Source organism: Pumilibacter muris, from assembly GCF_943193045.1.
Classification (GTDB): domain Bacteria; phylum Bacillota; class Clostridia; order Christensenellales; family Pumilibacteraceae; genus Pumilibacter; species Pumilibacter muris.
The window spans coordinates 202719-212698 of the sequence record NZ_CALPCN010000005.1; the positions used below are offsets into that span (position 1 = coordinate 202719).

A 9980-nucleotide genomic window follows, 5' to 3' on the forward strand; every position below is an offset into this window, starting at 1 on the left:
CTTAGCCAAGACCTATACACTCCGTGCAAATATTTACGGCTTTAATAAGCACGTCGCGCGCTCCGCCGTTAAAAATTCCCGCTATTATAAACGACACCGCCAAACACCCTACCGCCGCGCGAGCAACGGTTTTTCCGTGCTTTGCGAAAAACTCGAAAGTTTTACTTGCAAATGAAAAAAACTTGCCGTTTCGAGCCTTTATTGCAAGCACGGCGCCGAGTCCGCGTTTAGCTTGTCCGTTTTCAGGCGGCGCTATTTCGCCGCTCCTATATGCCGCCGAAAGCCTCTTAACTTCGGGTATTTGTTTTTTTGCCGAAATACGCTCGTATATTCCTATACAGCACGCGAATAAAAACGTCCATGTTACGCACGGAATAAAATGCTTAACCATTGTTATTATTTCCGCCGTAACGTTTTCTTTTGATAGGCGCGAAGGAAAATTTTCGGGAATCGCAAGATAAGCTACGGCATACGCCGCGCTTGCCACCGCAACGGCTCCGCAACACAGCCACAAAATTTTAATTACCGTTTCTTCGCGGCGCACTATCTTCGCCGCCTCGCCGAAAGAACCTTCGGGCGCGCCCGATTTGGGAAGTCTTTTTTTTAGTCTGAAAAGAGTGTATCTCACGTCTTGCCGCCCTACTTTCCGAGCCGTTTCGCACGCAACTCCCACGCCGAAACCTATTGCGGCGAGCGCAAGCCAAATCCACAAAGCGGGCGCAATTTTGCCGAGCGCGGCGCCCACGTTTTCGCGCGTAAAAATTTGTTTTCCCGCAAAATCCGAAGCCGTGCCCGCAAAATACAACGAAAGCACTTGCCAAATAAGCAACGCCCCCACCGTAACGGTAAACGCGCCGAGCACAGAGCCGTAAGCGAGAAGTATCGTTTTTCGAGTTTTTTCAGTCATAATATAATTATACCAACACACGCGCCTCCCGTCAAGCGTTTTAAAGTCGGGCGAAACGGGCGCAATTCGCTTGACATAACGCCGAAGAAAATGTATGCTGAATAAAGCGCAAAACTATATTCACGATTGCGCATATTCGCAACCGTAAAAAAGGAAATACTAATGAACAAAACGCTCTACAACGAATACGTTCGCATTTTAAACGAAGAGCTTTTGCCCGCTACGGGTTGCACCGAGCCGATTGCCGTAGCCTACGCCGCCGCCCTATCCCGCGAAACTTTGGGAAAGCTCCCCGAACGCGTGAAAGTGCTTGTTAGCGGCAATATTTTAAAAAACGTTAAAAGCGTAATCGTGCCGAACACAGGCGGACTAAAAGGAATAGCTTCGGCGGCTGCCGCAGGAATAATAGCGGGAAATCCCAACAACAAACTTAAAGTTCTTGCGTTCCTCACCGATTCCGAACGGAAAAAAATATCCGAATTTTTAAATACGGCAACTTTCTCGGTTGAACAATCGCGCACCGACTGCGCGTTCGACATTACGGTTAGCGCATTTCACGCATCCGACTGCGCAAGCGTGCGAATTGCGGGGCACCACACAAACGTTGTAAGCATAGAAAAAAACGGCGTTCGCATAGGCGGCGAAAACAATACGACGGAAAGCGACGCGGGCTTTACCGACAGAAGCGTTCTAAACGTTAAAAACATAGTCGAATTTGCCGACAGTCTGAATATTGCCGACGTGCAAGATGTTATAGAAAAGCAAATAGCCTGCAACACCGCCATTGCGCGCGAAGGGCTTAAAAACGATTACGGCGCGCGGGTAGGAAAAATCTTGCTTGCCACGCGCGGCAACTCCGTTTTTAACCGCGCTAAGGCGTTTGCGGCGGCAGGAAGCGACGCAAGAATGAACGGTTGCAATCTTCCCGTAGTTATTGTGTCGGGTAGCGGCAATCAAGGGCTGACGGCATCGCTCCCCGTTATAATTTATGCCGAAGAGCTTTGTAGCTCGCGCGACAACCTTATCAGAGCTCTCGCCCTTTCAAATCTTATAACCGTACACCTTAAAACGGGCATAGGCAGGTTGTCGGCATATTGCGGCGCGGTAAGCGCGGGCGCGGGTGCGGGCGCCGGAGTGTGTTACCTTCACGGCGGCAAATACGACGAAATCGCCCACACGCTCGTAAACGCCCTCGCCGTAACGTCAGGTCTTATTTGCGACGGCGCAAAATCGAGTTGCGCGGCAAAAATCGCGGCTTCGGTAGACGCCGGAATTATGGGAATGCAAATGTACGAAAGCGGCAGTCAGTTTTTCGGCGGCGACGGCATTTTGGAACGCGGCGTTGAAAACACAATAGAAAACGTGTGCGACCTTGCGCGCGTAGGAATGAAAGAAACCGACGAAGAAATCATACGCTTAATGATTAAAAACATTTAACCGCGCGCCGTATAATTAGAGTTAAAAAAGAGCGAGACACAAAATAAAAGTGTCTCGCTCTTTTCAAACGTTTAAAATGCCGCCGCGCAACGCGCGGAATAATTATATTTAAGCCGCAGTTTCGAAAATTTGCAACGTGTTGTCAGTGTCGCCGTAATCAAGCTGAGCGTCGTAAACTTTTCCTTTCGCGTCGGTAAACACAAAGCGCACAATAAGGTTAAGCTTATCTTCTTCGGTCTGTTCTTTCATAACGTAAGAATACGCCAAATTGCCTTGCCCGTCGAAAACTTTGCTCACGCCGTCGAAAACGTAGGTTTTGGACTTATCAGGTTTTCCCGCCGTAAGTCCGTAAACAACACGGTTATATAAAAACGTATTAGGGGCTTTAAGGCTGTAATTCTTTCCGTCTTTCACATACTCGCCGTTTGCGGATTGCTCGAAAATGTAAAGCGCTTTGCCCCTGTCGCTCAACTCAATTTGTCCGCGTTCGTTCTTGTAGTAAGAAACTGTAAGAGTTTGCCCTTCTATTTCCAAAATCGCGGTGCCGTTCCCAAAGTAAGACTCGCTTAAACCGTCGAGCAAAAGAACGGATTTTTCGGCAGTGTAAGTGCCCTTAAATTCGTCAACGCCGTCGCCGCGAATACAAATACCTTCGTCGGCGCCGATTTCGAGTTTGAGCTCGCAAACAGTTTCGCCCGTTTCGAGAGTAGTTGTAAGAGCGGAAAGAGTGCCCTTATTGCCTTCGTATTCGAAAGTAAGAGTTTTAGTCTCGCGTTCGTATTTGTATTGCACAGCCTCGCCGTAGAACGTTCCGTTTGCGGTGCCGTCGGCTCCTATTTTTCCAACCGTAAGAGTTTTGGATTCGGTCTTTCCTATAAGCCATTCGCCGCCGAAATCGTTGCGAACATACAAATTCACTGTAACGCCGCCTATGCCGAGAACGTAGCAATTATTAGTAGAATCAACGGTAAGCGTGCCGTTTTGTCCGTCGGCGCTAACGGTTATGCTTCCGTCCGCCGCTATCTTATAATTGTATGTTTTGGAAACTGCGCCCGTAACGGTAATTATGCCGCCGTTTCCTTCGGATATATTCCCTCTGCCGTCAAATTCGTAAACGTTGCCCGCGTTGTCGGCAAGGTCGAAACCGAACCAAACGTCGCGCGCTTTGAGCACAACCGTTTTTCCGTTTCCCGTTACTGTAACAGTATCCGCTATTTCGTTATACGCAAGCGCATATTCAACGCCGCCGAACACGAACGAACCGTCAAGCGTGCCGTTTTCAACCGAATAAGCACCCGCGTCAACGCCGTCTATTCTAACGTTTCCTTTCACCGCAAGGTGGTTTTGGCTTCCTTCCAAATCGTAGTTGCCAAGACCGTTAAATTCCACCGACGGGAAATCGGTATCGTTCGACACCCAGTATCCTTTAAAGCCGTCGTACAAAAACAGCTTCATATCGTTTTTAATCGTGTCGGTAAACGCCGAATACATACTGCCCGAAAGCGTTCTATCCGCCGCAGAATATTTTAGCGCTCCGAAAGCCGAACTTCCGTAAAACAACAAAATAGTTCCGTCCGCGCCAGCTTCGTAAGTAACAGCATATTTTTCGTAGCTGTTTCCGAAATCGACCGTCGCATTGCCGTAGCCGTTCTTGCCCAAACCGTCGAACGTAATTTCCACAAGACCGTCCGAATTGTTCATCCAAACGCCCGCGTAGCTATTGTCGGCATAGAACATTTCTCCGTCGAGCGAAACAAATCCGTCTTGCGTGAACCGCGCGGTTTTTCCGTTGCTCAATGTGGCGACGCCGCCCGAAACCGTATATGTGCCCGAATCGGACTCTAAAACCTGCTCGGCGCCGCTCGCGCCGTAGCCTACATATTTATAACTCCACTCGCCTTTTCCGTCGAAAGTGTAGCTCTTTAAAACGGAAGCCGCTTTTTCCCACGTTCCCGCAAATTCGTCGAGCTTTGCAACGGAAACGTTCGCAATACTCTGTATTGTGCCGTCGGCGGCGAGCGTAGCCTCGTATTCGGAGCCTCCCGCCGTGCGAATTTGCACCTTGCCTTCCGAAACAATATACATAAACTCTTCTGAACGGGGCGTGTCGCCGAAAACGGTTACAACGCCCGTGCCGTCGGAATAGAACGAATAACTTGTGTCGTTAGTGTAATATTCGCCGTATACGAAGTCGGGCAGTTTTTTAACCGCAACCAACGAACCGTATGCGGAATTTGCATACATATAAACGTCTTTTAATGTAAGCACGCCGTTCGAGCCGTCTACCGAAATTGCCTCGAAATCGTCTATACCGTCGTAGCCCGCATGAGCGTGTCTGCCGAGCACGGTGTTATAGAGCATAATTTTTTCGCCGTTGTAAGTGTAATAAGACAAATGCGTTCTCGCGCCGCTGCGGTAAGAAAGCGTTCCGTCGGTAGCAAACGTTATGCTTGTGTCTATGCCGCTTCCGTCTTGAATATAGTAAGTTCCCGCAATTTCGGAATAGTCGGCAAAACCCGCATAAAGCGTTATGTCGCAAGTGGGCACGAAAGCATACGGCACAGCCTTAGTTAAAGCGGCGTCGAAAAAATATCCGAACGAGCGCATGTTGCCGCGCGATATAAATTCGGGAATGCCGTCGTCCACAAAATTCCAATACGCCATAGGAAGGTATGTGTCTTTAATATTAACCGAAAGTCCGTCCGAAAGCCCTTCGCCTATAAAATTTACCGAAACAACGAACTCGGCTGTGGTGCTTTCAAAGTTTATATCGGGATATTCCCCGCCGAAATTCCAGTCGGTTTCCGTCCATTTCAAAACGTCGGTATAAAATTCGCCGCTCGGCTTTTCGCCTTGCTTGCCGTAACATTCGTAAGCATAAGAATCAAGCTCGCTCACCGACGAAACCTTTCCTCTTTCAAGAGCGGCGGCAATCGCGTCGCTAATAGCGTACCGTTTGGAATTTACGGTAGTTGCGGTAACCTCGCCGATAGAAAAGCTGTGAGTAACCGCCGAATTACAACCGAGATACCCCACTATTCCGCCCGCATACGAATAACCCGCAGTGGAATCGGTTATAGAAGTGGAAAGCTTTGTGTCGGCAGCAATATTACCGAGAGAGTAGCAATTCATAATTGCGGTGTTCGCCGAAGTTGTGCCCGCTATCCCGCCCGCGCGAATAGCTCCGTCTATATTCCCTGTGGAATACGAATTCAAAACATACGAAGGCACTTTCAAATCGGCGGATATAAGATACGCCACTATTCCGCCCGCGCCGAACACGTTGCCGGAAATTACGCTCACGTTCACGCCCGACGCGCACGAGCGAACCGACGAGGAAAACACATAATCTTCGGTAATGTAAGGCTGCAAAACACCCGCCAAGCCGCCTACATAAGTATAATTGTATTCGCCTGTCTCTTCGTTCTTCTTCTCGTTTGCCGTAACGGTTATGTCGCCGTTTATCGAACAACCCGTAAGTTCAAGCCCCATTCCGAAACCGACGAGTCCGCCCGCAAGCGAATTGCCGCTAAACTCCGTGCTGTCAACATGCAAGTTAAAGTTTTCGAGAGTAAGATTTCTTATTTCGGCGGGACCGTAAGGAGACGCCATAACGTAGCCGAACAACCCTATATACGGCAAGAACACTTTGGTATACGTCGCTTGTTCTATAATTGTGTCCTCAATAAAATAGTTGGAAATCTTATGCCCGTTACCGTTGAAATGCCCCGCAAAAAACGCCGTGTCGGTAGTTGCGTCACCGATTACATAAAGCTGTTCGCCGTTTAAGTCTATATCGTCGGTAAGCTCGAAATACGAATATTTAAAAGTGGAATAAAATCCCGAATTCACAAAATCGGCAATAGAATACAAATCGATGGGGCGCGAAATTTTATACGGATTAGACGCCGTTCCGTTGCCGCTGTCTGCGCGCTGATAGAACGGGGAGTCTATAACAAGATTTTGAACGGTTACCACTATTTTTTCGGTAACGGAAACAGTGTAAACGCCGTTTTCGTCCGGTTCGAGAATTTGAGTGTTTGCAACAACGTTTTTATCGCCTACATAATATACGCTTTGCACCACTTTAAAACTAACCGACTCGCCTGCGGTTACAGTGACTTCGCCCGACAAATTCTCTCCGCTCGGCGTTGTGTATCGCGTGCGGAACTCGCCCTCTTCGAACGTAACCGAATAGCGGGAAATTGCATACACACCGTCTACTTCCACAACTGTGTCTTCGGTTATAGAAAAAGAGTATTCGCCGTCGGCGTTGGGTTCGAGAGTTTTTCCGTTAGCCTTAACGGTGGGTTCGCCGGTAAGTTTATCGAAATCAACCTCTATTTTAAAGCGCACTTCATAGCCCGAGCGCACTTCGGCGCCCGACATAATTTCGCTCGTATAGGTAACGCCGTCGAGTTCCTTAAAAGTGAGCTTATAGTAATTAGGCTCGCTCGAATCGCACCCGAACGCAAGCCCCATGCACAACGCGCATACCGCAGCCAAAATCGCAACATAAATTTTCTTCATGTATTGCTCCGTTGAACGCCGCCGTCGTTATAAAAAGTTCCTGCACTTACACAGGAAAACTACGGCGCCGCTCGGCTTATTTTTCCTATTATACTATATAATGCGCAAAATTTCAACTAATTTTACATGAGTTTTATGTGAGAGAGTTATGACGGACCTTTACTTATGGCAACCCCTATTCGCGCTTAAAATGCAAAGACTGTTTTTTTTCACCACTTAGAGCCGTTAGCAAAAAAGAGGCGTTCGACGTCTCGAACACCTCTTTTCTTGTTTTATAACTTTATTTTGCTTTATTTGCTCATTGCCTCTTGCACGGCAACGGCAACGGCAACACTCGCGCCCACCATAGGGTTGTTGCCCATGCCGATAAGTCCCATCATTTCAACGTGAGCGGGAACCGACGAAGAACCTGCGAACTGCGCGTCGGAGTGCATTCTGCCCATTGTGTCGGTCATGCCGTAAGAAGCGGGACCCGCAGCCATGTTGTCGGGGTGAAGAGTTCTGCCAGTGCCGCCGCCCGACGCAACCGAGAAATACTTTTTGCCGTTGTCTACCGCCCACTTTTTGTAGGTGCCCGCAACGGGATGTTGGAAACGCGTGGGGTTGGTGGAGTTGCCCGTGATTGAAACGTCAACCTTTTCATGTTGCATAATTGCAACGCCCTCGCGCACGTCGTCGGCGCCGTAGCAACGAACCTTAGCTTTTTCGCCGTCGGAATACGGAATAGTAGCCACAACAGCCAAATCGCCCGTAGCGTAGTCGTATTTGGTTTGAACGTAAGTGAAGCCGTTTATGCGCGAAATAATCATAGCCGCGTCTTTGCCGAGACCGTTCAATATTACTTGCAACGGTTGTTTGCGCACTTTGTTCGCAGTTTTGGCAATGCCTATCGCGCCCTCAGCCGCCGCAAAGCTCTCGTGCCCTGCCAAAAAGCAGAAGCATTTCGTGTTCTCGTCCAAAAGCATGGAAGCAAGATTGCCGTGCCCCAAGCCAACCGCGCGTTGCTCCGCAACCGAGCCGGGAACGCAAAACGCCTGCAAGCCCTCGCCTATCGCCACAGCCGCGTCGGTCGCCTTTTTGCAACCTTTCTTGATTGCGATTGCGCAACCCACAGTGTAAGCCCACGACGCGTTTTCAAACGCTATCATTTGAGTTGATTTAACTATTTTATCAACGTCTATGCCCTTATCGAGGCAAATTTTGCGCGCCTCTTCAAGGTCTTTAATTCCGTTCGCTTTAAGCGCCGCGTTGATTTTCTTTATTCTTTTATCATAACCTTCAAAAGTGATACTCATTTTTCGATTCTCCTTTCTTTAATCCCGCGCTTATTGCTTTCTCGGGTCGATATATTGAGCCGCGCCCTCGAATCTGCCGTATGTGCCCGTAGACGATTTGAGAGCCTCGTTCGCGTCCATTCCGCCGCGAATCTTTTCCATCATAACGCCGAGCTTAACAAACTCGTAGCCTATAACAAGCCCCTCTTTATCGAGTGCAAGCTTGGTTATATATCCTTCCGCCATTTCGAGGTAGCGCACGCCTTTCGCTTCGGTGGAATAAATGGTACCTATTTGGCTACGCGTGCCTTTGCCCAAATCTTCGAGCCCCGCGCCGATTTCGAGCCCGTCTTCCGAGAAAGCCGACTGCGTTCTGCCGTAAACTATTTGCAAAAACAGCTCGCGCATAGCGGTGTTGATTGCGTCGCACACAAGGTCGGTGTTGAGCGCTTCCAAAAGAGTTTTTCCGGGAAGGATTTCGCCCGCCATAGCCGCCGAATGAGTCATACCCGAGCAACCGAGCGTTTCAACAAGCGCCTCGCGTATGATTCCTTCTTTAACGTTGAGCGTAAGTTTGCAAGCACCCTGCTGAGGAGCGCACCAACCCACGCCGTGAGTAAGACCGCTTATGTCTTTAATTTCTTTTGCCTGAACCCACTTGCCCTCTTCGGGTATGGGGGCGGGACCGTGATGAGGACCCTTTTTGACGCAAATCATTCTTTCTACGTCTTTTGAAAAATGCACGTTTTTTTACCTCCGAATACTGAATTCCTTATTATGTTGATGCGCTTAACCGCACAAATATAATTATAACACTTTTTGCGCCTGTTTTGCAACTGTTTTGAAATGATGAAATTTTTTTCAAACAATACGCTATGAAAAAAAATCACACAAAGTAATATTCAAAGCTATGCAAATCTTTTGAATATTTTTTAGTGACGGACTTTTTTCATTTTTAAACCACGAATATATTGTAGCCGTACTAATATTGGCTTGCAATGAAAGTTCGCATAATGACCAACCTTTTTCATTGCAATAACTCGTTATTTTTTTCTTATACAGTCTGTTATCAATCATTAAAAGTCCACCTAAAAATTTTTAATAACATAACTATACTACTTTTGGGTTTCTTATGTACTGCTATATATAGCATACATAAGAATTATATTCACATTTTTTCAAGCATTGCGGAAAGTCCGCGACAAATATCGTTATAGCAAGTTTTAAAATCGCGTGTATACCACGGGTCGGAAACGTCGTCGGAAGAATTAAGATAGCTCATAAGCTTAACGCATTTGCGGGCGTTTTGCTCACCTAAAATGCGCACCGCGCCGCGCAAATTGCTTTCGTCCATGCAAACGAACAAATCGAATTTTTCCGCGTCGGAGGCAACAATCTTTCGGGCACGCTTATGCGAACAGTCTATTCCTTTGCTCTTCAAAAGCGAAGCTACGGGCGGATAAACGGGATTTCCCACGCCGCCCCAAATTTCTTCGCTCGATACCGCGCTCGACTCAACTTCGAACTCGTTTTGCCGTCCCGCTTTTTCGAGCATATCTTTAAACACAAATTCCGCCATAGGACTGCGGCAAATATTGCCGTGACACACAAACATAATTTTACGCATATTTTCAACTCCGTATTATTTCGCAATAAGTATAGCATGCCGCAAAGAAAAAAGTCAACGCTCGTTAAATAAAAACACCGAGCAAATGAACGAAAACAATATAAAAGAAAAACGACTGCGCAAAACTGCACAATCGTTTTTAATGAAATGCGGCAATTACCTACTCTCCCGGCTCGTTGCCAAGCAAGTACCCTCGGCTCCACGA

The 9980-nt window shown here is 47.9% G+C and carries 7 protein-coding genes; 1 reads left to right on the forward strand and 6 read right to left on the reverse strand.

Going from position 1 to position 9980, the window contains the following annotated elements; all coding sequences use genetic code 11:
- Position 1 precedes the first annotated feature (1 nt).
- Complete coding sequence (locus tag NFR62_RS10185) at positions 2–907, reverse strand: CD1871A family CXXC motif-containing protein (RefSeq protein ID WP_338049902.1); 906 nt, start codon at positions 905–907, stop codon at positions 2–4.
- Between the two features lie 162 nt (positions 908–1069).
- Here NFR62_RS10185 and NFR62_RS07590 point away from each other — a divergent pair, with 162 nt between their 5' ends.
- Positions 1070–2344, forward strand: coding sequence for an L-cysteine desulfidase family protein (locus NFR62_RS07590; protein ID WP_251616966.1), 1275 nt, complete (start codon positions 1070–1072; stop codon positions 2342–2344).
- Positions 2345–2452: 108 nt separating this feature from the next.
- Here NFR62_RS07590 and NFR62_RS07595 read toward each other — a convergent pair whose 3' ends face one another.
- From NFR62_RS07595 to NFR62_RS07610, 5 genes are all read right to left on the reverse strand, one after another.
- Complete coding sequence (locus NFR62_RS07595; RefSeq protein WP_251616977.1) at positions 2453–6874, reverse strand: hypothetical protein; 4422 nt, start codon at positions 6872–6874, stop codon at positions 2453–2455.
- Between the two features lie 290 nt (positions 6875–7164).
- The gene (locus NFR62_RS07600; RefSeq protein WP_251616979.1) at positions 7165–8169 is read right to left on the reverse strand and encodes a GGGtGRT protein; all 1005 of its coding nucleotides are present in this window, start codon (positions 8167–8169) and stop codon (positions 7165–7167) included.
- Between the two features lie 30 nt (positions 8170–8199).
- The gene (locus tag NFR62_RS07605) at positions 8200–8865 is read right to left on the reverse strand and encodes an iron-sulfur cluster assembly scaffold protein (protein WP_420851363.1); all 666 of its coding nucleotides are present in this window, start codon (positions 8863–8865) and stop codon (positions 8200–8202) included.
- A gap of 156 nt (positions 8866–9021) precedes the next feature.
- A complete protein-coding gene (locus NFR62_RS10220) occupies positions 9022–9225 on the reverse strand; it encodes a helix-turn-helix transcriptional regulator (protein ID WP_420851362.1) in 204 nt (67 codons plus the stop codon).
- 91 nt (positions 9226–9316) lie between these two features.
- A complete protein-coding gene (locus tag NFR62_RS07610) occupies positions 9317–9775 on the reverse strand; it encodes a low molecular weight protein-tyrosine-phosphatase (protein WP_251616984.1) in 459 nt (152 codons plus the stop codon).
- Positions 9776–9980 lie beyond the last annotated feature (205 nt).

What these genes read in the sequence shown, in the direction of transcription:
- NFR62_RS10185 (WP_338049902.1), bottom strand. Translation starts at nt 907, where the DNA reads ATGACTGAAAAAACTCGAAAAACGATACTTCTCGCTTACGGCTCTGTG.
- NFR62_RS07590 (WP_251616966.1), top strand. Translation starts at nt 1,070, where the DNA reads ATGAACAAAACGCTCTACAACGAATACGTTCGCATTTTAAACGAAGAG.
- NFR62_RS07595 (WP_251616977.1), bottom strand. Translation starts at nt 6,874, where the DNA reads ATGAAGAAAATTTATGTTGCGATTTTGGCTGCGGTATGCGCGTTGTGC.
- NFR62_RS07600 (WP_251616979.1), bottom strand. Translation starts at nt 8,169, where the DNA reads ATGAGTATCACTTTTGAAGGTTATGATAAAAGAATAAAGAAAATCAAC.
- NFR62_RS07605 (WP_420851363.1), bottom strand. Translation starts at nt 8,865, where the DNA reads ATGATTTGCGTCAAAAAGGGTCCTCATCACGGTCCCGCCCCCATACCC.
- NFR62_RS10220 (WP_420851362.1), bottom strand. Translation starts at nt 9,225, where the DNA reads ATGATTGATAACAGACTGTATAAGAAAAAAATAACGAGTTATTGCAAT.
- NFR62_RS07610 (WP_251616984.1), bottom strand. Translation starts at nt 9,775, where the DNA reads ATGCGTAAAATTATGTTTGTGTGTCACGGCAATATTTGCCGCAGTCCT.